The sequence below is a fragment of the Trinickia symbiotica genome (assembly GCF_003028655.1).
Classification (GTDB): Bacteria; Pseudomonadota; Gammaproteobacteria; order Burkholderiales; family Burkholderiaceae; genus Trinickia; species Trinickia symbiotica_A.
In genome coordinates this window covers 55,064-78,778 of sequence record NZ_PYUC01000022.1, presented here as the reverse complement: position 1 = coordinate 78,778, position 23,715 = coordinate 55,064, and the positions used below count along the sequence as shown (strand labels likewise).

Genomic DNA, 23,715 nt, shown 5'->3' with positions numbered 1-23,715 from the left:
GTATCGGGGGGCGGCGGCACGTAGTTCGGCGGCACGGCCGCCTGCGGGGGGGCTTGATATTGTTCCCGGTAGGTGACCGCGCCGCGCGGCATCGGCACACGATCGCCGGCCGCGTACATGCATTGAACGTAGGCGTAGTCGTAGCGGCGCTGGATGCCGTAGGCGGAGCCTTGCGCATTGCCGGCGCCGATCGCGCTGCCGCCGAGCAGCCCCGCACCCGCGCCGATAGCGGCGCCTTGACCGCCGCCGAACGCCGCGCCGGCCGCGGCGCCGACCGCCGTGCCCACAACGGCGCTGCCGACGGCGCTGTTGTTCGCGGCTTGTTGCGTGCTCACGCCACCGACTTGCTGAAACGCATATTGACGGCACGACGCGTCATCGGCGCGGAATTGATCGAACGTCTTGCCTGTGCCGGGCAGGGCCATGACGGTCGGACCGGAAGGCATGACCGTACAGCCGGCGAGGGCCGCAAGGCCCGCTGCGCCAGCGAGCACAGCTAGCGCGACCGGTGGGGAGCGCTTCGCGCGCGGAGCCAGGGAGTGCATGATCGTTTTGCTCATGTCAGCGGTTGGGGGCGGGCGGCGTGGCGGGCACCTCCTGCCAGCCGCTCGGACACTCCTTCACGTAGGGATAGTACTTTTTCGCGGCCGCGCAGTACCACCAGGTCCCCGACGACGAGCCCGGTGCGGCGCTCTCGTTCTGCGAGCGCTCGACATAAACGTCGGGCTCCTGCTGCACGACGACGGGCGGTCCGTAGACCACGGGTGGCGGGTAATAGTAAGGCGGTGGCGCGTAGTAATAAGGTCCCGGTCCGTACCAGACCGGCCCGCCCACGAAGACCCCGACACGCCAGCGCGCCGCTTCCGCCGTTCCGCTGAGACATACGGCCGCCATGGCCGCAAACGTCAGCGCAGCGATTCGCCATCGCACGATCCTTCTCCTTTTTCGATGAACTGTGCGCCTTCACGTCGCGCACCGAATACTTAGGCAAGCGTATCGAGCCCAGAATTCCCGGGTTTTGACCGGGGACGGACATCGAGAGTAGCCGCCTGGGACAGTTGAAGGCTATGCCAATCGCGCGAGCGGCGCCATAACAGGCCGCTTCACAATTGTTTCATCTGCTTACTTTTTGATAAAACGAACGAGTCCGCCGGGAAATTCCGTGCGACTCAGCTCGTCTGTCCGCGCGCGAGCGAGCCGCCGCGGCGGCTTTGCCGCCAGACGCGCAGGCGATCCATGTAGAGATAGACCACGGGCGTCGTATAGAGCGTGAGGACCTGGCTGACGATGAGCCCGCCGACGATCGAGATGCCGAGCGGCGAGCGCAGCTCGGCGCCTTCGCCGTTGCCGAACGCGAGTGGCAGCGCGCCGAGTATGGCCGCGCAGGTGGTCATGAGGATCGGCCGGAAGCGCAGCAGACAGGCGCGATGAATCGCGTCGCGCGACGAGAGCCCTTGGCGCGATGCCTCGATCGCGAAGTCGATCATCATGATCGCATTCTTCTTGACGATCCCGATGAGCAGGATCACGCCGATGAGCGCGATGATGCTGAACTCCGTGCGAAAGAGCAGTAGCGCGAGCAGTGCGCCGACGCCGGCGGACGGCAGTGTCGACAGAATCGTGATCGGGTGGATGTAGCTCTCGTAGAGGATGCCGAGCACGATATAGACGGCGGCGAGCGCGGCCAAAATGAGCAGCGGCATGTCGGTCAGCGACTGCTGGAACGCCTGGGCCGTGCCCGAAAAGCTGCCGTGGATCGTCTGCGGCATGCCGATGGCGACCATCGTTTCGTCGATGGCGCGCGTCGCGTCGGAGAGCGACTTGCCGGGCGGCAGATTGAACGAAATCGTCGTGGCGACGAACTGGCTCTGATGGTTGACCGCGAGCGGCGTGTTGCCGGGACCGAACGAGGCGATGGCCGATAGCGGCACCATCGTTTCCTGAGAAGTCGAGACGGCCGCGCCCGTCGACGCGCTCGAATGGCCGCTCGCCGCGATCGAGTTGTTGGCGAGATTGCGCGCCGTGTCGGCCGCGATCGTAGCGGCCGACGTCGAGCCGCTGCTTGCCGACGATGACCCCGCCACCGTGCCGACGACGAATCCGCTCGATTGCGTGCCGCTCGCGCGCCCGCCCGAGGTGCTGACATAGATCTGTCGGAGCATGTCGGGGCTTTGCCAATAGCGCGGCGCCACTTCCATCACCACGTGATACTGGTTCAGCGGATTGTAGATGGTCGATACCTGCCGCTGGCCGAACGCGTCGTACAGCGTGTTGTCGATCTGCGAAGGCGAGATCTTCAGGCGCGCGGCGCTCGTGCGATCGATCTGCACGAGCGATTCGAGCCCGCCTTGCTGCTGGTTCGAGTTGACGTCGGCAAGCTCCGGGCGGCGCTTGAGCGCCTCGGTGAGCAGCGGCGCCCACTTGTAGAGCTCGGCCGTCGAGTCGCCGAGCAGCGTGAATTGATATTGCGCATTCGATTGCCGGCCGCCGACGCGAATGTCCTGCACGGCCTGGAGGAAGGTCTGCGCGCCCGCCACGTGCGCGAGCGGGCCGCGCAATTGGGCGATCACCTCGTCCGCGGAAAGCTTGCGCTGGCTCTTGGGCTTGAGCGAAATGAACATGAACCCGGAGTTCGTCTGGCGGCCGCCCGTGAAGCCGGTGACGGTCTCGACGGCGGGATTGCGCTTGATGATCTGCATCATCTCGCCGAACTTGACCTTCATGAGCTGGAACGAGGTCGCTTGATCGGCGACGAGGCCGCCGATCAGGCGACCGGTATCCTGCTGCGGGAAGAAACCCTTCGGCACCGCGATATACAGATAGGCGTTCAACGCGATCGTGGCGAGAAGAATGGAGACGACGAGGCGCGGATGCGCGAGCGCCCAGCCGAGCGTGCGCGCATAGCCGCGCGCGAGCCGCTCGAAGCCGCTCTCGAGCCGGCGCGCGAGCCGGCCCTCTTCTTCGCGCGGCCGCGGCGCGCGCAAAAGCCGTGAGCACATCATCGGCGTCACCGTCAGCGAGACCAGCAGCGAAACGCCGATCGCGAGCGAAAGCGTGACCGCGAACTCGCGGAAGAGCCGGCCGACGATGCCGCCCATCAAGAGGATGGGCAGAAAGACGGCGACGAGCGAGATGCTGATCGAGAGCACCGTGAAGCCGACTTCGCGCGCGCCGAGATAGGCCGCCCGCATCGGCGGCACCCCTTCCTCGATATGCCGCGAAATGTTTTCCAGCACGACGATCGCGTCGTCGACGACGAAGCCTGTCGCGATGATGAGCGCCATCAGCGAAAGGTTGTCGAGCGAGTAGCCGACGAGGTACATCGCCGCGAACGTGCCGATGATCGAGATGGGCACGGCGACGCTCGGGATCAGCGTCGCGCGCCAGTTGCGCAGGAACAGGAAGACCACGGTCACGACGAGCGCGACGGCGATCAGCAGCGTGCGCTCGGTGTCTTTGAGCGACGAGCGGATCGTGATCGATCGATCGGAAACCGGCGTGACGTCGATGGCCGCGGGCAGCGAGGCCTTCAGCTGCGGAATCATGCCGATCACGCGATCGACGGTCTCGACGATGTTCGCGCCCGGCTGCCGGTAGATGATGACGAGTACCGAGCGCTGGCCGTTCATGAGGCCGAGATTGCGCAGGTCTTCGACCGAATCGACGACTTCACCCAGATCCGACAGCTTGACGCCCGCGTGGTTGCGATAGGCGACGATGAGGTCCTTATATTGCGAGGACTGCGAGGCCTGGTCGTTCGTATAGAGCTGCACGCGGCGATCGCCGAAGTCGATCGCGCCTTTCGGGCTGTTCGCATTGGCGGACGCGAGCGCCGCGCGCACGTCCTCGAGGCCGATGCCGTAGTGAAAGAGGGCCTGCGGCTCGAGCTCGACGCGCACCGCGGGATTGGCCGAGCCCGAGACGTCGACTTCGCCGACGCCGTCGACTTGCGAGAGCGCTTGCTGCAGCACGGTCGAGGCCGCGTCGTAGAGCTTGCCGGCCGGCAGCGTCGGCGAGGTCAGCGCGAGAATCAGGATCGGCGCGTCGGCCGGGTTCACCTTGTGATAGGTCGGATTGCTGCGCAGGCTCGTCGGCAGGTCCGCCCGCGCGGCGTTGATGGCGGCCTGCACGTCGCGCGCGGCGCCATCGATATTGCGGTTCAGGCCGAACTGCACGGTGATGCGCGTGAAGCCGACCGAGCTTTGCGATGTCATCTCGGAGACGTCGGCGATCTGCCCCAGATGTCGCTCGAGCGGGCTCGCGACACTCGTGGCCATCGTGTCGGGGCTCGCGCCGGGCATCTGCGCCTGCACCGAGATCGTCGGGAAGTCGACCTGCGGCAGCGGAGCCACGGGCAGCTTGCCGAATGCGAAGATCCCCGCGAGCGCGACGCCGAGCGCGAGCAGCGTCGTCGCGACGGGACGGGAGATGAAAAGCCGCGAGAGGTTCATGACGTCGCCCCGAACGCTAGACGTCGCTCGCGCCGGCCGCGGGCCGATGGCCGAATCGCTCGCGCAGACGGCGTGCGATCGAATCGAAGCCGAGATAGATGACGGGCGTCGTGAAAAGCGTCAGCAGCTGACTCACGACGAGGCCGCCCGCGATCGCGATGCCGAGCGGATGACGGAGCTCGGAGCCTACGCCCGTGCCGAGCATCAGCGGCAGCGCGCCGAGCAGAGCGGCCATCGTCGTCATCAGGATCGGCCTGAAGCGCAGCAGACACGCCTGATAGATCGCTTCGCGCGGCGACTTGCCTTCCTCGCGCTCGGCTTCGAGCGCGAAGTCGATCATCATGATCGCGTTCTTCTTGACGATGCCGATCAAGAGCACGATCCCGATGATGCCGACGATGTCGAGGTCGTGCCCCGAGATGATCAGCGCGAGCAGCGCGCCGACGCCGGCCGAAGGCAGCGTCGAGAGGATCGTGATCGGATGCACGAAGCTCTCGTAAAGTACGCCGAGCACGATGTACATCGTGACGACGGCCGCGAGGATCAGGAACAGCTCGTTGGAAAGCGACGCCTGGAACGCGAGCGCCGCGCCTTGAAAGCGCGTCTGGAACGAGGCGGGCAGGCCGATATCGCGTTCGGCCGCTTCGATCGCTTTGACGGCGGCGCCAAGCGACGCGCCCGGCGCGAGGTTGAACGACACCGTCGTCGCGGGGAACTGCCCGAGATGCGAGATGAGCAGCGGGGCGGGGCGCTCGATGAACTTGGCGATCGCCGTGAGCGGCACCTGACCGTTCGCCGCCGTCGACGAAGGCAGGTAGATCGACTTGAGCGCGTCGGTGTAGTGCTGCATGCGCGGGTCGGCTTCGAGAATCACACGGTATTGGTTCGACTGCGTGAAGATCGTCGAAACGATGCGCTGGCCGAACGCGTCGTAAAGCGCATTGTCGACCGTGGCCGGCGTAATGCCGAAGCGTGCCGCGGTGCCGCGATCGATCTCGATATAGACGGACTGGCCGCTTTGCTGCAGATCGGTGGCCACGTCGGCGAGCTCGGGCGCGGATTGCAGGCGCCGCACGAGCTTCGGCACCCAGGCCGCGAACTCGTCCGGGTTCGGGTCGGTCAGCATGAACTGATACTGCGTCGGGCTCACCGTTGAATCGATCGTCAGGTCTTGCACGGGCTGCATGTAAAGCGTGATGCCCGTCACACTCGCGACGTCGCCATCGATGTCGCGGATGATCTGCGTCGCGTTTTCGCTGCGCTCGCTATGCGGTTTCAGATTGATCAGCATGCGGCCGCTGTTCAGCGTGATGTTCGTGCCGTCCACGCCGATGAACGACGTCAGGCTTTCGACGTTCGGATTGCGCAGGATCGCGCTCGCGAGCGCTTCCTGCCGCTCGGCCATTGCGCCATATGAAATCGACTGCGGCGCTTGCGTGATGGCCTGGATGACGCCCGTGTCCTGCACGGGGAAGAAGCCCTTCGGCACGAAGACGTAAAGGATGCCCGTGAGCACGAGCGTGAGCGCGAAGACGACGAGCGTCGCGCGTTCGTGCGCGAGCACCCATCGGAGCATGACGCCGTAGCGCGCGATGATCGCATCGATGACGGCATGCGCCTTCGCCTCGAATCGGCGGCTTTCGGGCGGCGGCGTATGGCGCAAAAGCTTTGCGCACATCATCGGCACGAGCGTGAGGGAGACGACGGCCGAGATCACGATCGTAACGGCAAGCGTGATCGCGAACTCGTGAAAGAGACGGCCGACCACGTCGCCCATGAAGAGCAACGGAATCAGCACCGCGATCAGCGAGACCGTCAGCGAGATGATCGTGAAGCCGATCTGCTTCGAGCCCTTCAGTGCCGCCTCGAGCGGCGTATCGCCGTCCTCGACGTAGCGCGCGATGTTCTCGATCATGACGATCGCGTCGTCGACGACGAAGCCCGTCGCGATCGTGAGCGCCATCAGCGAGAGGTTATCGAGCGAGAAACCGCAGAGGTACATCACCGCGAGCGTGCCGATCAGCGACAGCGGCACCGAGAGGCTCGGGATGATCGTCGCGTAGACGTTGGCGAGGAACAGGTACATGACGAGCACGACGAGCACGACCGACATCGCGAGCTCGAACTGCACGTCGCGTACGGATGCGCGAATCGTCGTCGTGCGGTCCGTCACGACCGAGACATCGAGCGAGGCCGGCAGGGACGCCTGCAGCTGGGGCAGCAGGCGCTTGATGCTGTCGACGACCTGAATCACGTTCGCGCCCGGCTGTCGCTGCACGTTGAGCAGCACGGCCGGCTCGACGCCCCCCGGCGTGCCGACCCAGGCGCCGAGCTTCGTATTCTCGGCGGCATCGACGATTTTCGCCACGTCGGTCAGCATGACGGGCCGGCCGTTGCGGTAGGCGACGACGGCATCCTGATAGGCGTCGGCATCCGTCAGCTGATCGTTCGCGTTGATCGTGTAGTTGCGCGTCGGGCCGTCGAAATTGCCCTTCGGCGTATTGACGTTCAGGTTCGAGATCGTCGTGCGCAGGTCGTCGAGGTTGAGCCCGTAGGAGGCCAAGGCGAGCGGATTCGCCTGGATCCGCACGGCGGGGCGCTGGCCGCCGCTGATGCTGACGAGCCCGACACCCGCCACCTGCGAGATCTTTTGCGCGAGCCGTGTGTCGACGAGGTTCTCGATGTCGGTGAGCGGCATCGTCTTCGACGTGATCGCGAGCGTCAGGATCGGCGCGTCGGCCGGATTGACCTTCGCATAGATCGGCGGGGCCGGCAGATCGGAAGGCAGCAGGTTGCCGGCCGCATTGATCGCGGCCTGTACTTCCTGCTCGGCCACGTCGAGCGGCAAGTCGAGACTGAACTGCAGCGTGATGACCGAGGAGCCCGCCGAGCTTTGCGACGCCATCTGATTGAGCGACGGCATCTGGCCGAACTGCCGTTCGAGCGGCGCCGTCACCGACGACGTCATCACCTCCGGGCTCGCGCCCGGATAGAACGTCTGGACCTGGATCGTCGGATAGTCGACTTCGGGCAGCGCCGAGATCGGCAGGAAATGCAGCGCGACGAGGCCGACGAGCATGATCGCCGCCATCAGCAAGGCGGTGCCGACCGGGCGCAGGATGAAAGCGCGGGAAGGGTTCATGCGGGGACGGCGCTCACGTTACTGACCGGCTTGCTGCGCATGCCGGCGCTGGCCGTGCGTGTGCGACGCACCCGTTTCGGCCGCGGCGCCGGAAGCGGCTCGCGCGCCCGACGCCCCCGATGCCGCGAGCGGATGCTCGGCGGGGATCGTGATCTTGGCGCCTTCGCGCAGACGATCCGAGCCGTCCGTGACGACACGCTCGCCGACGGCGAGTCCCGAGGCGATGCTCGTGCGCTCGGCGTCGACGGGCCCGACCTTGACGGGGCGCACGGTGACGGTATCGTCGGGCTTCACGACGTAGACGAATTGTCCCGACGCGCCGTTCAGCACTGCGGACGTCGGCACGATGACGGCGTCATGGAGCGTATCGACGAGCAGCCGCGCGTTGACGAACTGGTTCGGAAAGAGCAGCAGATCCTGGTTCGGAAACATCGCGCGCAGCTTGATCGTGCCCGTCGACGTATCGATCTGGTTGTCGAAGGTGTCGAGGTAGCCGGTCTCGAGCGGCGCCGCGTTGTTGCGGTCGTAGGCCGTCGTCGAGAGTTTCACGCCGCCCCTCATCTGCTTCACGATCTGCGGCAGGTTGTCTTCGGAAGTCGTGAAGATGACGCTGATCGGCTGCAACTGTGTGATGACGACGATGCCGTTGGCGTCCGAGGGCGTCACGTAATTGCCCGGATCGACCTGGCGCAGGCCGACGCGGCCGGAGATGGGCGCCGTGATGCGCGCATAGGTGAGATCGAGCTTGTAGGTGTCGATGTTCGCCTGATCGGACTTGACCTGGCCCTCGTACTGTTTGACGAGCGACGCCTGCGTATCGACCTGCTGACTTGCGATCGAATCCTGGGCGAGCAGCGTCTGGTAGCGCTTCAGATCGATGCGCGCTTCCTGAAGCAGCGCCATGTCCTTGGCGAGCGCGCCTTGGGCGTTGGCGAGCGAGTTCTGATAAGGGCGCGGATCGATTTGCGCGAGCACATCGCCTTGCCTAACCATCTGGCCTTCGCGGAACTCGACGGCTTGCAGGTAGCCGGCGAGCTGCGTCTTGACGGTGACGGTCGCGAGCGGCGTCACGGTGCCGAGCGCGGTCAGCACGATCGGCATCTCGCCGGCCTTCGCGGTCGCCACCTGGACGGGCTGCGGCATGTTCGCGAACCGGCCGGGACCGCCGCGACCCGCGCGCGCGCTGCTCGCCGCGCCTGGCCCGGCTGCGTTCGGGCTCGTGCGGCTCCACGGATGCCACCAGAAGAGCAGCAGCACGGCGATCACGATCGCGACGACGAGCGCGCCCAGCTTGCCGCGCGTCGGCCTCGCGCGGGCGGAGGCGGGCTCGCCTTCCGGCTGCTGCGTGGGGCGTGCGGGAGTAGGGCGGGTATCGGTCGGATTGTCTTGTTCGGCCATCGATTGAAGCGAGCGCAATGGTATTGAGGGGGGCGCGGCGGATCAACGCACCGACAAGCCACCTGCCCCGCGCCGCTGGCCGCGCGTCGTTCATGAGGCGCCGTGCTGATTCTAGTCACTAGCGGGCGCCGCTGCGAATGCAAGATGCTACGTCGCGCCGCGTTCGATCGTCCAGTTACGTTTCTTTCGACAGGTTACGAATATGTTTCGACCGCGGGCGCCGCATGCGGTCGTTTTGGTGAGGCTACCAATCGCGGAGCCGACGCACCTCGCCGATTCGGGCGATGCGAGCCGTGAGCCGAAAGTTGGGGCATAGGGAGGGCCGGCGGGCGCCTTATTGCGTCGTTTGCAAACGTCGCCGATGGCGCGTTGCGTGAGTTTGAGTAAAAATTACCGGCTTCCGCAATTGGAAACGTTTCCTGCCTGTGTGTCCCTGTCAGCAATTCGGTAAAATTTTTCTTGACTTGGCGGGCGGAAAGAGAAAAAATGGAACCACATTTCGGAGCGACGCCTCGTCAAGGCGAAGTGCGATGGTCCGAAATACCGTCTCTCAGGTTCTAGCACGGCCCTCGGAATGGCTAGAACTTCTTTACGACGCCACTTCGGTGGCGTCTTTTTTTTGCCCCTCGGTTGCGCGTGCTCTCGCCGACGGGTGGCGCGGCGGCCGTTTCGACGGGCGGACGGGCGAGCGAGGCGACAGTTTTAGCGCGCTTCTGCTATCGTCGCTGTCCATGCAACCCATTCTGACCATCACTCATCTCTCGAAGACCTATGCGACGGGCTTCACGGCGTTGAAGGACGTGAACCTCGACGTGCGTCGCGGAGAGATCTTCGCGCTGCTCGGCCCGAACGGCGCGGGCAAGACCACGTTGATCGGCATCGTCTGCGGGATCGTCAATGCGACGAGCGGGCGCGTGCTTGTCGACGGCCACGACAACGTCCGCGATTTTCGGCGCGCCCGCGCGATGATCGGCCTCGTGCCGCAGGAACTGACGACGAACGCGTTCGAAACCGTCTGGGCGACGGTCTCGTTCAGCCGGGGGCTCTTCGGCAAGCCGGCGAACCCGGCTCACATCGAGAAGGTGCTGCGCGCGCTCTCGCTCTGGGACAAGAAGGACAGCCGGATCATCACGCTTTCGGGCGGCATGAAGCGGCGCGTGCTGATCGCGAAAGCCCTCGCGCACGAGCCGTCGCTGCTCTTTCTCGACGAGCCGACGGCGGGCGTCGACGTGGAGCTGCGCCGCGACATGTGGGAACTCGTGCGCACGCTGAAGGCAAGCGGCGTGACCATCATTCTCACGACGCACTATATCGACGAAGCCGAGGAGATGGCCGATCGCATCGGCGTCATCAACCGTGGCGAGATCATTCTCGTCGAGGAGAAGACGCAGCTGCTGCGCAAGCTCGGCAAAAAGCAGCTCACGCTGCAGCTCGATGCACCGCTTGCGGCCGTGCCCGCGCCGCTCGCCGGCTACGCGCTCGAACTGTCGGCCGACGGTTCGTCGCTGACTTACACCTACGACGACACGCGCTCCGAGCGCGCGGGGATCGTCAGGCTGCTGAAGGATCTGGAGGACGCGCGGATTCGCTTCAAAGACCTGCAGACGACGCAAAGCTCGCTCGAAGATATCTTCGTCGACCTGGTCAGGGACAAGGCGGCGGCGCGAACGGAGAAGGAAACGCAATGAATGTCTACGCGATCCGCGCAATCTACCTCTTCGAGATGGCGCGCACGTGGCGCACGCTGATGCAAAGCGTCATTTCGCCCGTCATCTCGACCTCGCTCTACTTCGTCGTTTTCGGCGCGGCGATCGGCTCGCGCATCCGCGAGATCGACGGCATCAGCTACGGCGCCTTCATCGTCCCGGGACTCGTCATGCTTTCGCTGCTCACGCAGAGCATCACCAATGCCTCGTTCGGGATCTACTTCCCGAAGTTCACGGGCACCGTCTACGAACTCCTTTCGGCGCCGGTCTCGTATCTGGAGCTGATCGTGAGCTTCGTCGGGGCCGCCGCGACGAAATCGATCATGCTGGGGCTCATCATCATGGCCACGGCCGCGCTCTTCGTGCCGCTTCGTATCGCGCATCCAGCCTGGATGCTGCTCTTTCTCGTCCTCACGTCGGTGACGTTCAGCCTCTTCGGCTTCATTATCGGCATCTGGGCCGACGGCTTCGAGAAGCTGCAGGTGATCCCGCTCTTGATCGTCACGCCGCTCACGTTTCTCGGCGGCAGCTTCTATTCGATCGGCGTGCTGCCGCCCGTCTGGCGCACGGTCGCGCTCGCCAATCCCGTCGTCTATTTGATCAGCGGCTTTCGCTGGAGCTTCTACGACGTGGCGGACGTCCACGTCGGCGTCAGCCTCGCCATGACCGCATTGTTTCTGCTGATCTTCACGGCCATCGTCGCGTGGATCTTCAAGACCGGGTATCGGCTGAAGACCTGACGAGCGTACGTCAGTCGATGCGCCGGCCGATCGCATGCGCGGTCGATGCCGGCAGATCGGCGCCCGCGTCTCCGTATTAGTCCCTATCTCGCCACGCTTGCCATTCCGGGCGTCATGCATCAACAATGTAGCGGCTAGATGTAATCGATTACATCCGGAGAGACGCGCCGATGGCCCGCAAGCAACGACCCGAAAACGGAGCGGTGGTGAGCGACGCGGCGGCCGACATCTCGATCGGCGACGTGGCCGCGCGTGCCGATGTGTCGGTCGCGACGGTTTCGCGGGTGCTGAACGGGCACGCCAACGTGCGGCCGGCTACGCGCGAACGCGTGCTGGCGGCCATCGCCGTAAGCGGCTATCGCGTGAATGAGCTGGCGCGCAACCTGCGGACAGCCGAGAGCCGCCTGCTGCTGACGATGGTGCCGGACTTCGGCAACCCGTTTTATGCCGAGATCGTTCGCGGCATCGACAGTGTCGCGCGTCAGCACGATTACTTCACGTTGCTCTGCGATACCGGCGCCGATCCGGGTCGTGAACGCAATTACTTCGATCTGCTGCGCCGCCGTCGTGCCGACGGCGCCATCTGCCTCGATCCGGCCACGGCGCAACGCGCGTTCGCCGAGGAATCGGGCGCGCTGCCGTGGATCTCCTGCTGCGAATTCGATCCTGAAATCGGCGTGCCTTACGTCGGCATCGACAACCGTCGCGCGGCCGGCGACGCCGTACGACATCTGATCGCGAGACGGCGCCGGCGCATCGCGCTGATCAATTCGGACACGACCTACCTCTACGCACGGCAGCGCGAGCAGGGCTATCTCGATGCGCTCGTCGAGGCCGGCATCGCACCCAATGCCCGCTTGCGAGCTGAAGTCGGCGGGCTCGAATACGAGGCCGGCGCGCGCGCGGCCTGCACGCTGATGCAATCGAGCGAGCCGCCCGACGCCATCTTCGCCGTATCGGACACGCTCGCGATCGGCGTCATCGCGGGACTGCGCGCTTGCGGCAAGCGGGTGCCCGACGACGTCGCCATCGTCGGCTTCGACGATATCTCGCTCGCCGCACAGATCGACCCGCCGCTCACGACCGTCGCGCAACCCATGCGCGAGCTCGGCGAGACGGCGGCGCGGCTCCTGCTCACGCGCCTCGCGAATGCGGGCAAAGCGGTGCCCGGCGTGCTGTTGCCGCATCGTCTCGTCGTACGGCGGAGTGCCTGAGCGATGGAAGACATGGACGACCCCCGCGCTCACGATCGTTCGCTGCCGCCCGACGGGGTGACTGCCTCACTTGGGGCTGAACCGGCGCCCGGAGGAACTCCCCTTGGGAGACGTGAAGCCGTCTCTGTCCGATTCGAAAACGTAGTCAAAGACTTCGGCCCCGTGCAGGTGCTGCGCGGCGTGAGCTTCGAGCTTGCGCCGCGGCGCGTCCATGGTTTGCTCGGCGAGAACGGCGCCGGTAAGTCGACGCTGATGAAGATTCTCGCCGGATACGAAGCCGCGACAGCGGGCGAAGTGAGGGTGAACGGCGAGCCGTGCCGCTTCTCCGGCTCGCGCGAGGCGGAAGCCGCCGGCATCGTCTTGATCCATCAGGAATTCAATCTCGCCGAGCATCTGTCGATCGTGCAGAACATGTACCTCGGCCACGAAAAGCGCGGAAGCGGCGCGCGCGGCTGGCTGCTCGACGAAGCGGCGATGCGCGCCGAAGCACGGCAGTACCTCGCCGAGGTCGGCCTCGCGCGCGATCCGGACACGAAGGTGCGCGATCTGATCGTCGCGGAAAAGCAGCTCGTCGAAATCGCCAAGGCGCTCTCGCGGCGCGCGCGCCTGCTCATCATGGATGAGCCGACGGCCACGTTGACACCGTCCGAAACAGAGCGCCTTTTCGCGCTGATGGCGAAGCTCAAGGCCGACGGCGTGACGATCGTCTACATCTCGCACAAGCTCGACGAGGTCGAACGCGTGACCGACGAGGTGATCGTCATGCGCGACGGCCGCTTCGTTGCCCAAAGCGCGACCGCGGACCTTTCGCGTCGGCAGATGGCGAACCTGATGGTGGGGCGCGACGTCCTCGACATGTTTCCGGAGAAGGTGCCGCCCCGGGCCGATGCGCGCGTCGCATTGAAGGTGGAGGGGCTCGTCGTGCCGGGTTGGGTGCAAGCCGACGGCGGGCTCGGCTTCGAGGTCCGAGCGGGCGAAGTGCTCGGCTTCGCGGGGCTCGTCGGCGCGGGCCGCACCGAGGCGTTCGAGGCGATCGTGGGGCTGCGGCGCCGTACCGCCGGCACGATCGAGATCGAGGGCAAGCCCGTAACGCTGAAAAGCCCCCGCGACGCGATGCGCCACGGTCTTACCTACCTCAGCGAAGACCGTAAAGGCAAGGGATTGCACGTCGATCTGAGGCTGCAGGACAACCTCACGCTGATGACGCTCGAACGCTATGCGCATCCGCTCATCGACGTGAAGGCATGCCGCGCGGCGCTCGAAAAGTCCGTGCGCGAATTCGGGATTCGCACGGGCGATCTGGCGAGCCGCGCGCGAATGCTCTCGGGCGGCAACCAGCAGAAGCTCGCGCTCGCCAAGTTCCTGCATCCCGGTCCGCGCGTGATCGTGCTCGACGAGCCGACGCGCGGCGTCGATGTCGGCGCGAAACGCGACATCTACTTCCTGATTCACCGGCTTGCCGCCGAAGGGCGAGCCGTGATCGTGATCTCGTCCGAGCTGATCGAGCTCATCGGGCTCTGCCATCGCGTCGCGATCATGCGCGCAGGGCGGCTCATGGCGACGCTCGGCATGGAGCATCTGACCGAAAAGGAGTTGATCGCTCATGCAACCGGTACGCACTGAAGCGGGGAAGGCGGGCGAGACGGGCCGCGCATGGCGCGTCGCACGGTACGCCGCCGGCCTTGGACCGGTCGCGGGACTTCTCGCCCTCTGCGTGCTCGGCACGCTGCTCAATCGCGATTTCGCCACGGTCGACAACTTGATGAACGTGCTCACGCGCACGTCGTTCATCGGCATCATCGCGGTGGGCATGACCTTCGTCATCATCTCGGGCGGCATCGACCTGTCCGTGGGCTCGATGGCCGCGCTGATCGCGGGCACGATGATCTGGACGATGAACGGGCTCGCCACGGGCGCGCTCGGCCACCTGTTGCCGCCGCTTGCGATCGTGCTCGTCGGCATCTTGCTTGCGCTCGTGCTCGGCGCCGCGTTCGGCTGCGCGCATGGACTGCTCATCACGAAAGGGCGGATCGAGCCGTTCATCGTGACGCTCGGCACGCTCGGCATTTTCCGCGCGGTGCTCACATGGCTGGCCGATGGCGGCGCGCTGACGCTCGACAACTCGCTCGCCGATCTCTACGGCCCCGTCTATTACGCGAGCTTGCTCGGCGTGCCCGTGCCGGTCTGGGTCTTCCTTGCCGTCGCCGCGGGGGGCGCGCTGATTCTCCAGCGGACCGCGTTCGGCCGCCACGTGCAGGCGATCGGCTCGAACGAACAGGTCGCGCGCTACGCGGCCATTCGCGTCGATACCGTGAAGATCGTCACCTACGCGCTGCTCGGCGTCTGCGTGGGGGTGGCCACGGTGCTCTACGTGCCGCGTCTTGGCTCGGCCACTCCGACCACGGGCTTGTTGTGGGAGCTCGAGGCGATCGCATCGGTGGTGGTGGGAGGCACGGCGCTCAAGGGCGGCGAAGGCCGCGTGCTGGGCACGGTCGTCGGCGCGGTCCTGCTTTCGGTGATCGCCAACATCCTCAACTTGACGAGCATCATCAGCGTGTATCTGAACGCGGCGGTGCAGGGCATCGTCATCATCGTCGTCGCGTGCTTGCAGCGTGGGCGGCGGTGAACGGCGGGCGGTGGCGGTAAGCGGCGATCAGCGCTGGCAATCGTTGGGAAACGGCTTCACGACAACGGGCGAACATTCGCGCCCTCACAATCAGGAGACACGACCATGAAGCAGGTTATACGAGCGATTCGCAGCATCGGCGCCGGCATGCTGGCGCTTTCCGTGGTGGCCGCGGCGCTCGGCGCCGGGGCAGCGCGCGCCGACGAGAAGGTGACCCTCGGCGTCGCTATTCCGACCGCCGATCACGGCTTTACGGGCGGCATCGTCTGGTGGGCGAACAAGGCCAAAGCGGATCTGGAAAAGGCGCATCCCGATCTGAAGATCATCGTGAAGACGGCGGCGAACGCGCCCGAGCAGGCGAATCAGCTTCAAGACCTCGTCACGGTCAACAGGATCAACGCGCTCGTGATCTTCCCTTATGAATCGGCATCGCTCACGCAGCCCGTCGCACAAGTCAAGAAGAAGGGCGTCTATGTGACGGTCGTCGACCGCGGACTCACCGACACGAGCGCTCAGGATGCCTATGTCGCGGGCGACAACACGGCGTTCGGAAAGATTCCGGCCCAGTACCTCGCGAAGGAACTCGATGGCAAGGGTGACATCGTCGCTTTGCGCGGCATCCCCACGACGCTCGATAACGAGCGATGGACGGCGTTTACGGGCGTGATGAAGAACTATCCGGGCATTCACATTCTCGATGCGAAATACGCGAACTGGAATCGCGACGATGCGTTCAAGGTCACGCAGGATTATCTGACCCGGTTCCCGCACATCGATGCGATCTGGGCGGCCGATGACGACATGGCCGTGGGGGTGTTGAAGGCGATCGACCAGGCCAAGCGATCGGACATCAAGATCGTGTTCGGCGGCGCGGGTTCGAAGGGGATGGTCAAAAACGTGATGGACGGCGCGCCGCTCATCAAGGCCGACGTATCGTACTCGCCGAAGTTCATCTATGACGCGATCAAGCTGACGGCCGAAGCACGGCTCAAGGGCGAACGGCTGCCGGCCACGACGATCATTCCGTCCGTGCTGATCACGAAGGACAACGCGAAGGAATTTTATTTCCCGGACTCGCCGTTCTGATTGTCGACGGTTTCCAAACTAGGGAGGGGCGCGTGCCGTCGGCGCACCGGCGCTTGCGCGCTCCCGTTCTCACACCTTCAAAGGAGCTCTCGCGGATGAAAACCATCAAGGGGCCGGCGATCTTTCTCGCGCAGTTCGTCGGTGACGAAGCGCCGTTCGACAGCCTCGCGAATCTCGCCGCATGGGCCGCGGGACTCGGCTTCGAGGGCATCCAGGTGCCGGCCGATCCGCGCCTTGTCGATCTCGAGCGCGCGGCGTCGAGCGACGCATACTGCGACGAGCTTCGGCGAACGACCGAGGATGCGGGCGTCGCGATTACTGAGATTTCGACGCATCTGCAAGGGCAGCTCGTGGCGGTGCATCCCGCGTATGACGCGCTCTTCGACGGCTTTGCCGCTCCGCCGGTGCGCGGCAACCCCGAAGCGCGCACCGCGTGGGCGATCGAGCAATTGAAGCTGGCGGCGCGCGCCTCGCGGCGCCTCGGGCTCGATACGCACGTCACGTTCTCGGGCGCGCTCGCCTGGCCTTATTTCTATCCGTGGCCGCAGCGGCCGCCGGGCCTCGTCGAAGCGGCTTTCGCCGAGCTCGGGCGCCGCTGGACGCCGATCCTCGATGCGTTCGACGAGGCCGGCGTCGACGTCTGCTACGAATTGCACCCCGGAGAAGACTTGCACGACGGCGTGACGTTCGAGCGCTTTCTCGATGTCGTCGGCAATCATCCGCGCGCGAACATTCTTTTCGACCCGAGCCACTTCGTGCTGCAGCAGCTCGATTACCTCGCATTCATCGATACGTATCACGAGCGCATCCGCGCGTTTCACGTCAAGGATGCCGAGTTCCGCCCCGACGGGCGTCAAGGCGTCTACGGCGGTTATAGCGACTGGATCGAGCGCGCGGGGCGTTTCCGCTCGCTCGGCGACGGACAGATCGATTTCGGCGCGATCTTCTCGAAGATGGCGCAATACGATTATCCGGGCTGGGCAGTGCTTGAATGGGAGTGCGCGCTGAAACATCCTGAAGACGGCGCGCGCGAAGGCGCCGAGTTCATCCGGCGGCACATCATCCGCGTCGCCGATCGCGCGTTCGACGATTTCGCGGGCAGCGGTGCTGAGCCCGAGCAGATGAGGCGCATTCTCGGCATTTGAGGCTTCTCTTCCGGGAGATGAGACAGCATGGAGCGGAAACTGAGGCTCGGAATGGTAGGCGGCGGACAAGGCGCGTTCATCGGCGCCGTGCATCGTCTCGCGGCACGCGTCGACGATCGGTTCGAACTCGTGGCGGGCGCCTTGTCGTCGGACCCGCAACGAGCGCGTGAGAGCGCGCTCGAGCTCGGCATCGGCATCGACCGTGCGTATGCCGACTGGCGGGAGATGGCGCGCGCCGAAGCGATGCGTGAGGACGGCATCGATGCCGTCGCGATCGTCACGCCCAATCACCTGCATGCGCCCGTGGCCACGGCGTTTCTCGAGGCCGGCATCCACGTCATCTGCGACAAGCCGCTTGCCGTGTCGCTTGAAGAGGGCGAGGCGCTCGCAAGGCTCGCGCACGAAAAACGCAAGCTGTTCGCGCTCACGCATGTTTACTCGGGCTATCCGCTCGTTCGCCACGCGCGCGCGCTCGTCGAGGACGGGGCGCTCGGCGAGATTCGCATCGTGCACGTCGAGTATGCGCAGGACTGGCTCGCCGAGCCTGTCGAGGCGGGCGGTGCAAACCGCCAGGCCGCATGGCGCACCGACCCGCGGCGGGCGGGCCCGGCCGGCTGCCTCGGCGATATCGGCACGCACGCCTACCACCTTGCATCGTTCGTGTCGGGCATGATGCCGAACGCCGTATCGGCCGAGTTGCACACGTTCGTGCAAGGACGCCAGCTCGACGATCACGTGCAGGCGCTGCTGCGCTACCCGAACGGTGCGCGCGGCATGCTATGGGCGAGCCAGGTCGCGAGCGGCGCCGAAAACGCGCTGCGCCTGCGCGTCTATGGCACGAGGGCGAGCCTCGCGTTCGACCAGGAAATGCCGAACGAGCTCTGGCTCACCATGCGGGGCGGGGCCGCCCAGCGGCTCACGCGCGGCCGGGTCGACAGCGTGGACGCCTTGCATGCCACGCGTGTGCCGGCGGGACATCCGCAAGGGTATGCGGAAGCATTCGCGCAGCTCTACCTCGACGCGGCGATGCAGATCGAAGCGATCGACGCTGGCCGGCCGCCGCCCGCGGAGAGCCGGTTGTTGACGACGGTCGACGATGGTGTCGCCGGCCTGCGCTTTATCGAGGCCGTGCTGGCGAGCAGTGCCGCCGATGGACGATGGCGCGACCTCTTATGATTGCCTGTGCAAGCGTCGTCCGAGCTCGCGCGCTTTGTCATTCGGGTCAAACGCCGACATAATGCTCGGACTGCCGCGCGCTTTGGCGCCGGGCTCCGAAATCGATAGCACTACCGAGCATGAGACTGACAACCAAAGGGCTGTTGCTTATTGCGATTCCGACGGTATTCGAACTCGTGCTGCTCTCTGGGCTCGTCAAGGCTCAGGCCAACGCGGAGCAGGCAGAGCAATGGGCGCTCCACAGCAAGGATGTGCTGCGTCAGACGAGCGCGATTCTGGAGCCGGTGCTGATCGAAGCGGTACGCATGCGCGGCGCCGTGCTCAGAAACGATCGCGATGCGTCGACACCGGTCACGCTATGGGTCGACGTCGATCGCAACATCGACAGACTGGTCGATCTCGTCGCCGACAATCCCGCGCAAGTCGAGCGCGCGGCGCAGATCCGTCAGACGGTGCAGTCTTATCGGCAATGGTCGGACCGCGTCCAGGATCTGATGCGCACGGGCCGCACGGACGACGTGTTCGAGCGCTTTCGCGCTCAGGCGGACGCCGACGTCATCGACCGCTTCCGTCAGCAGGTGGCCGACTTCGGCGCCGAAGAGCTGCGCATCGATACGATGCGATCGGACGCGGCGGCCGCGGCGCTGCTCCACGAGCAGCGGCTCACGGCCGCGGCGGTCGTCGGCTCATTGTTCTTGACCGCCTTGGCGGTTTTTCTGTTCACGCGCGGCGTGCAGGGCCGACTCGCGCGCCTTTCCGAAAACGCGGCGCGGCTCGGCGACAATGAGCCGCTCGCCCCGCCCGTGCCCGGTCATGACGAGATCGCGCAGCTCGACTCGATTCTGCACGACACGAGCCGGCGCCTGCGCGAATCGGAGCGCTTGCAAACGCGCTTTCGCAGCGACCTCGAGCGTCGCGCCGACGAGCTCGCGCGCACGAACGAGACGCTGCATCAGCAGACGCAGGAAAACGAGATGTTCATCTATAGCGTCTCGCACGATCTGCGCGCACCGCTCGTCAACCTGCAAGGCTTCTCGAAGGAGCTCACGCATGCCTGCAACGAGCTGCGTGAGACCGTGAGCGGATCGTCGCTCGAGCCGCGCGAGCGCGAGCGCGTCGAGCGCGTCATCGAGGAGGATATCGGCGAGGCATTGCGCTACTTGCAAAGCGCCGTGCTGCGCGCGGCGCACATCATCGATTCGCTGCTGCGTCTGTCGCGTGTCGGGCGCGTCGAGTATCGCCGCCAGGAGGTCGATATCGGTACGGTCTTGCAGCGTGTGCTCGACGCGATGCAGGCCTCGATACGCGCTCGCAACGTCGAGATCGTCGTCGACGGGCTGCCGCCCGTCTGGGGCGATCCGACCGCGCTCGAGCAGATCTTCGCGAATCTGATCGGCAATGCCGTCAACTATCTCGATCCGGGGCGCCCGGGGCGCGTCGAGATCGGCGTGCTGCCCGCGCCGCCGGGCGTTCAATCGCTGCGTATTTTCTTTGTGAGGGATAACGGGCTCGGCATCCCGGCCGTCGCGATGCCGCGCCTTTTCAACGCTTTTCAGCGGCTTCACGGCAACGTGGCGGCCGGCGAGGGCATCGGGCTCGCGCTCGTGCGCCGCATGGTCGAGCGGCATGGGGGCCGCGTCTGGGCCGAATCGAAAGAGGGCGAGGGGACGACCTTTTATTTGACGCTTCCGGAGGCGACGGAGCAAGTCGCCGCATAGCGCATCGGCAGATCCGAGAAAGTTGAGAGGAACGAACAATGCATACAGGACTGGGACCGGCTGGGGGGCAGACCGTCAGCATCATCCTCATCGAGGACGACGACGGCCACGCGACGCTGATCGAACGCAACTTGCGCCGGGCGGGGCTGACGAACGGCTTCATACGCCTTGCGGACGGCCAACAGGCGCTCGATTATTTCTTCGGGGACGATGCGCGGTTCGTGCTCGAACCGCCGCCGGCGTCGGTCATCCTGCTCGACCTGAAGATGCCCCGGATCGACGGGCTCGAAGTGCTGCGGCGTCTGAAGGCGGACAAGCGCACCGCGTCGCTGCCCGTCATCGTGCTGACGACGACGGACGACCCGCGCGAAATCGAGCGCTGTTACGAGCTCGGCTGCAACGTTTACGTGACCAAGCCCGTCGAGTACGACGCCTTTATCGAGGCCGTGCGCCGGCTCGGCTTCTTCCTGCAAGTCGTCAAGCTGCCGACGGGAGCGGGCGGACAATGAATCCGCACGCGCTCGTCGTCGACGACGATGTGGGCCTGCTGCGGCTCGCGTCGCGTTCGCTCGCGCGTGCCGGCTATCGCGTCAGCATCGCGGCGAATACGGCCGAGGCCCGGGCGGCGACCGAGGGCGGCACGCCGTACGGCATGCCGGACGTGCTCGTCGTCGACTATGCGCTCGGCGGCTCGGAGACAGGTCTCGACTTCCTGCGCGCGCTGCGCGCAAGCGGGCTCGTTTTGCCGGCGATCCTTTGCACGGGCTTTGCCGACGAGGCGCGCGTCGTCGAGGCGATGCGCTCGGGCGTCGCGGATGTAGTCCCGAAGAGCGAGGGCTACCTCGACTATCTGCCCGAAGCGATCGAGCGGGTGCTGCGCGAGCGGCGCGTCGAGCGAGAACTGGCCGAGGCGATGCGCGCGCGGGAGCGCGAAGCGCATTTTCGCGCACTTGCCGAAGAGCGCGAAGGGCTGCTGACTGCGGAGCGGGCGGCACGCACGGAGGCCGAGCGCGCTTCGAAGATGAAGGACGAGTTCGTCGCGATGCTTTCGCACGAGTTGCGCACGCCGCTCAATGCAATCGTCGGCTGGACCCAATTCCTGCTGCGCGATCCGAGCGCTTCCGAGTCGATCCGCAAGGGGCTCGACGTCATCGATCGCAACGCGCGCGCTCAGACGCGCATGGTCGACGAGCTGCTCGATTTTTCGCGCATTCTCGCGGGCAAGCTGAGGCTCGAGGCAGAGCGCGTCGATCTCGTCGATATCGTGGAATATGTGATCCGCTCGGTCGGCCCGGCCGCCGAGGCGAAGGATATCCGCATCGTCTCCGCGCTGGAGCCGGGCGCTGTGGTCTTCGCCGATCCGGCGCGGCTGCAGCAGATCGTCTGGAACCTGATGTCGAACGCCGTCAAGTTCACGGGCAAGGGCGGCACCGTCGAGGTGACAGTGCGACGCGCGGCCGGCGAAGTCGAGCTGATCGTCGCGGACAACGGGCAGGGCATCACGCCCGAGTTCCTTCCGCATGTGTTCGAGCGGTTTCGTCAGGAGGACGGCAGCATCGCGCGTCAGCACGGCGGCCTTGGGCTCGGGCTCGCGATCGCCCGGCAGCTCGTCGACCTTCACGGCGGCTGCATCGAGGCCAGGAGCGCCGGCGCGGGGCTCGGTGCGACTTTCATCGCGAAGCTGCCGGCTACCGACGCCGCCGCGCTCGTGCGCTCGCCCGACGAGCCGTTGGCGGGCGTCACGCCGCCCGAGCTCGCCGGCCTGCATATCGCGATCGTCGAGGACGAGCCCGACGCCCGCGAGCTCGTGCGCAGCGTGCTCGAGGAGCGCGGCGCGAAGACAGCCGTGTTCGGCGCGGCGCTCGAGGCGCTCGAAGCCTGTACGGCCGCGCCGCCCGACGTCATCGTCAGCGATATCGGCCTGCCCGGGGTCGACGGCTATGAGTTCATCCGCCGCTTGCGGACGTTCGAGGCGCCGCGCGGACGCAAGACGCCAGCGGCCGCCCTGACTGCGTTCGCGCGTGCCGAAGACCGGCGCCGCGCGCTGCTCGCGGGTTTCCAGGCGCATGTGTCGAAGCCCATCGATCCCCTCGAGCTCGTCGTCGTCGTCGCGGCCCTCGCGGGCCGGACGATGACGGATGCGGGCGCCGATGCGGCCGAACGGTGAGCGGCCGCTTGCCAGTCACAACACACGCACGACATCGTTGACGCGCGTTGACACCTCGTCGCCGGCAACGCCGTACACGTGCAGGGAGATTGCGCGCGCCGGGCCGGCATTGCCGAGGCGATGAATGCCGCCGAGGCCGGCGCGCGTGTACGAGACCGCGCCGGGTGCTCGAGCGTGCGTTCGCACCGGCTTTGCCGAGCCGAGCGACTCGTCCCACTGGTAGAGCGTTTCGGTCAGCGTGCCGGAGAGGACGGCATAGCCGCACCATGCATGATGGCCATGCACGGGGCTCGCCTGCCCCGGGTGCCAGACGAGAGCGACGACCGCATAGCGGCCCGAGGCGTCGGCGGCCAACAGGTGTCGACGATAGCATTCGGAGGAGCCTTCGCACTGCGCGGGCGCGAGCAGCGTTTCGTTCGCCGCGGCCTCGGCAATGGCCGCGCGCACGCCAAGGACGAACGCCGGACAGTGCGATGGGTCGGCGGCGGCGCCGCAGGCCTCGAACGCCGCATCGAGCGCATCGCACAATTGCGCGACACCGTCTTGCGCGACACCGTCGCCGCGATGAGTCCCGATTGCGAACCGATCGAGGACCGGACCCGCGCCGCGCCGAAAAACGACATGGGTACCGCGCGCGGCAGGGCTGAGAAGGTGGTTTTGTTGTTCGTGGCTCATGGCGAGGAAGGGGTGGTGACCGGCGGCGAATTGCCGCGGTCGATGTCTTATTTATATCCAACCACGCGCGAAAAGAGTTTGCGTCGTTTGCTCTAATCTGGGCGATGAGTAGAAAATTTTTTCAGGCTTTGCCGACAATTCGGCGATGCGATCGCGCCATCACGGCCAGTCTTCGACGCGCGTAGAATGCCGGCTTCTCTCACCTCGTCATTCGCCCCGAAGCCGTCGTGGCTTCGCTCGGGAACCGCGCCATGAACAACCCCCGCAACAAACCCAATCCCACTACGCGAGTCGCGGCAATCATCGTGGTCGCCGTCCTGATCGCGCTCGCCACGTTGGTCTACAACGCGCTCAAGAGCAAACGCGAGTACGACGCGGAAAAGGCGTCGGCGCCCGCGAGCGGGGCGTCGATCGGCGCCGCCAGCTCCGCCGCCCCCGGACCGGGCGCTTCGCAGTAGGAGCAGGGTAGCG

The 23,715-nt window shown here is 65.8% G+C and carries 19 protein-coding genes; 13 read left to right on the top strand and 6 right to left on the bottom strand.

Features of this window, described 5'->3' with window-relative positions; translation table 11 throughout:
• The 5 genes from C9I57_RS29620 to C9I57_RS29600 all read right to left on the bottom strand — a co-directional run.
• The coding region (locus C9I57_RS29620; protein ID WP_258187894.1) for a YMGG-like glycine zipper-containing protein at positions 1–545 on the bottom strand (545 nt) is incomplete at its 3' end.
• Between the two features lie 16 nt (positions 546–561).
• Positions 562–930, bottom strand: a complete 369-nt coding sequence (locus C9I57_RS29615) for a hypothetical protein (protein ID WP_308836380.1) — start codon at positions 928–930, stop codon at positions 562–564.
• 239 nt (positions 931–1,169) lie between these two features.
• Complete coding sequence (locus tag C9I57_RS29610) at positions 1,170–4,451, bottom strand: efflux RND transporter permease subunit (protein WP_107154091.1); 3,282 nt, start codon at positions 4,449–4,451, stop codon at positions 1,170–1,172.
• Between the two features lie 16 nt (positions 4,452–4,467).
• A complete protein-coding gene (locus C9I57_RS29605) occupies positions 4,468–7,593 on the bottom strand; it encodes an MdtB/MuxB family multidrug efflux RND transporter permease subunit (protein WP_107154090.1) in 3,126 nt (1,041 codons plus the stop codon).
• Between the two features lie 18 nt (positions 7,594–7,611).
• Positions 7,612–8,991 carry an MdtA/MuxA family multidrug efflux RND transporter periplasmic adaptor subunit gene (locus tag C9I57_RS29600; RefSeq protein ID WP_107154089.1) on the bottom strand — a complete coding sequence of 460 codons (1,380 nt, stop codon included), beginning with the start codon at positions 8,989–8,991 and terminating at the stop codon, positions 7,612–7,614.
• 731 nt (positions 8,992–9,722) lie between these two features.
• Between C9I57_RS29600 and C9I57_RS29595 the strand changes: the two genes are divergently transcribed.
• From C9I57_RS29595 to C9I57_RS29545, 11 genes are all read left to right on the top strand, one after another.
• Complete coding sequence (locus C9I57_RS29595; protein ID WP_107154100.1) at positions 9,723–10,679, top strand: ABC transporter ATP-binding protein; 957 nt, start codon at positions 9,723–9,725, stop codon at positions 10,677–10,679.
• Entirely contained in the window at positions 10,676–11,437 is a 762-nt protein-coding gene (locus C9I57_RS29590; RefSeq protein ID WP_107154088.1) for an ABC transporter permease, read from the top strand. The genes C9I57_RS29595 and C9I57_RS29590 overlap by 4 nt, the downstream gene beginning before the upstream one ends.
• 170 nt (positions 11,438–11,607) lie before the next feature.
• Entirely contained in the window at positions 11,608–12,651 is a 1,044-nt protein-coding gene (locus C9I57_RS29585; protein ID WP_107154087.1) for a LacI family DNA-binding transcriptional regulator, read from the top strand.
• Between the two features lie 12 nt (positions 12,652–12,663).
• Complete coding sequence (locus C9I57_RS29580) at positions 12,664–14,274, top strand: sugar ABC transporter ATP-binding protein (protein WP_258187893.1); 1,611 nt, start codon at positions 12,664–12,666, stop codon at positions 14,272–14,274.
• Complete coding sequence (locus tag C9I57_RS29575; RefSeq protein ID WP_107154086.1) at positions 14,255–15,277, top strand: ABC transporter permease; 1,023 nt, start codon at positions 14,255–14,257, stop codon at positions 15,275–15,277. The genes C9I57_RS29580 and C9I57_RS29575 overlap by 20 nt, the downstream gene beginning before the upstream one ends.
• 105 nt (positions 15,278–15,382) lie before the next feature.
• Positions 15,383–16,363, top strand: coding sequence for a substrate-binding domain-containing protein (locus C9I57_RS29570; protein ID WP_107154085.1), 981 nt, complete (start codon positions 15,383–15,385; stop codon positions 16,361–16,363).
• Positions 16,364–16,458: 95 nt separating this feature from the next.
• The gene (locus tag C9I57_RS29565) at positions 16,459–17,508 is read left to right on the top strand and encodes a sugar phosphate isomerase/epimerase family protein (protein WP_107154084.1); all 1,050 of its coding nucleotides are present in this window, start codon (positions 16,459–16,461) and stop codon (positions 17,506–17,508) included.
• Between the two features lie 51 nt (positions 17,509–17,559).
• Positions 17,560–18,684, top strand: a complete 1,125-nt coding sequence (locus C9I57_RS29560; protein ID WP_107154083.1) for a Gfo/Idh/MocA family protein — start codon at positions 17,560–17,562, stop codon at positions 18,682–18,684.
• A gap of 119 nt (positions 18,685–18,803) precedes the next feature.
• Positions 18,804–20,402, top strand: coding sequence for a sensor histidine kinase (locus C9I57_RS29555; protein ID WP_107154082.1), 1,599 nt, complete (start codon positions 18,804–18,806; stop codon positions 20,400–20,402).
• Positions 20,403–20,440: 38 nt separating this feature from the next.
• Positions 20,441–20,911: a response regulator gene (locus C9I57_RS29550; protein WP_018439017.1), complete on the top strand. Its 471-nt coding sequence runs from the start codon at positions 20,441–20,443 to the stop codon at positions 20,909–20,911.
• Positions 20,908–22,569, top strand: a complete 1,662-nt coding sequence (locus C9I57_RS29545; RefSeq protein WP_107154081.1) for an ATP-binding response regulator — start codon at positions 20,908–20,910, stop codon at positions 22,567–22,569. The genes C9I57_RS29550 and C9I57_RS29545 overlap by 4 nt, the downstream gene beginning before the upstream one ends.
• Positions 22,570–22,584: 15 nt before the next feature.
• Here C9I57_RS29545 and C9I57_RS29540 read toward each other — a convergent pair whose 3' ends face one another.
• Positions 22,585–23,097, bottom strand: coding sequence for a cysteine dioxygenase family protein (locus tag C9I57_RS29540; protein ID WP_258187892.1), 513 nt, complete (start codon positions 23,095–23,097; stop codon positions 22,585–22,587).
• Here C9I57_RS29540 and C9I57_RS33485 point away from each other — a divergent pair, their 5' ends adjacent.
• Both C9I57_RS33485 and C9I57_RS29535 read left to right on the top strand, forming a co-directional pair.
• Positions 23,098–23,340, top strand: coding sequence for a hypothetical protein (locus tag C9I57_RS33485; protein ID WP_258187891.1), 243 nt, complete (start codon positions 23,098–23,100; stop codon positions 23,338–23,340).
• Positions 23,341–23,495: 155 nt separating this feature from the next.
• Positions 23,496–23,702, top strand: coding sequence for a hypothetical protein (locus C9I57_RS29535; protein WP_107154079.1), 207 nt, complete (start codon positions 23,496–23,498; stop codon positions 23,700–23,702).
• Positions 23,703–23,715: the final 13 nt, after the last annotated feature.

Coding starts and splice junctions, on each gene's coding strand:
- C9I57_RS29610 (WP_107154091.1), bottom strand. CDS start 4,451: ATGAACCTCTCGCGGCTTTTCATCTCCCGTCCCGTCGCGACGACGCTG.
- C9I57_RS29605 (WP_107154090.1), bottom strand. CDS start 7,593: ATGAACCCTTCCCGCGCTTTCATCCTGCGCCCGGTCGGCACCGCCTTG.
- C9I57_RS29600 (WP_107154089.1), bottom strand. CDS start 8,991: ATGGCCGAACAAGACAATCCGACCGATACCCGCCCTACTCCCGCACGC.
- C9I57_RS29595 (WP_107154100.1), top strand. CDS start 9,723: ATGCAACCCATTCTGACCATCACTCATCTCTCGAAGACCTATGCGACG.
- C9I57_RS29590 (WP_107154088.1), top strand. CDS start 10,676: ATGAATGTCTACGCGATCCGCGCAATCTACCTCTTCGAGATGGCGCGC.
- C9I57_RS29585 (WP_107154087.1), top strand. CDS start 11,608: ATGGCCCGCAAGCAACGACCCGAAAACGGAGCGGTGGTGAGCGACGCG.
- C9I57_RS29580 (WP_258187893.1), top strand. CDS start 12,664: ATGGACGACCCCCGCGCTCACGATCGTTCGCTGCCGCCCGACGGGGTG.
- C9I57_RS29575 (WP_107154086.1), top strand. CDS start 14,255: ATGCAACCGGTACGCACTGAAGCGGGGAAGGCGGGCGAGACGGGCCGC.
- C9I57_RS29570 (WP_107154085.1), top strand. CDS start 15,383: ATGAAGCAGGTTATACGAGCGATTCGCAGCATCGGCGCCGGCATGCTG.
- C9I57_RS29565 (WP_107154084.1), top strand. CDS start 16,459: ATGAAAACCATCAAGGGGCCGGCGATCTTTCTCGCGCAGTTCGTCGGT.
- C9I57_RS29560 (WP_107154083.1), top strand. CDS start 17,560: ATGGTAGGCGGCGGACAAGGCGCGTTCATCGGCGCCGTGCATCGTCTC.
- C9I57_RS29555 (WP_107154082.1), top strand. CDS start 18,804: ATGAGACTGACAACCAAAGGGCTGTTGCTTATTGCGATTCCGACGGTA.
- C9I57_RS29550 (WP_018439017.1), top strand. CDS start 20,441: ATGCATACAGGACTGGGACCGGCTGGGGGGCAGACCGTCAGCATCATC.
- C9I57_RS29545 (WP_107154081.1), top strand. CDS start 20,908: ATGAATCCGCACGCGCTCGTCGTCGACGACGATGTGGGCCTGCTGCGG.
- C9I57_RS29535 (WP_107154079.1), top strand. CDS start 23,496: ATGAACAACCCCCGCAACAAACCCAATCCCACTACGCGAGTCGCGGCA.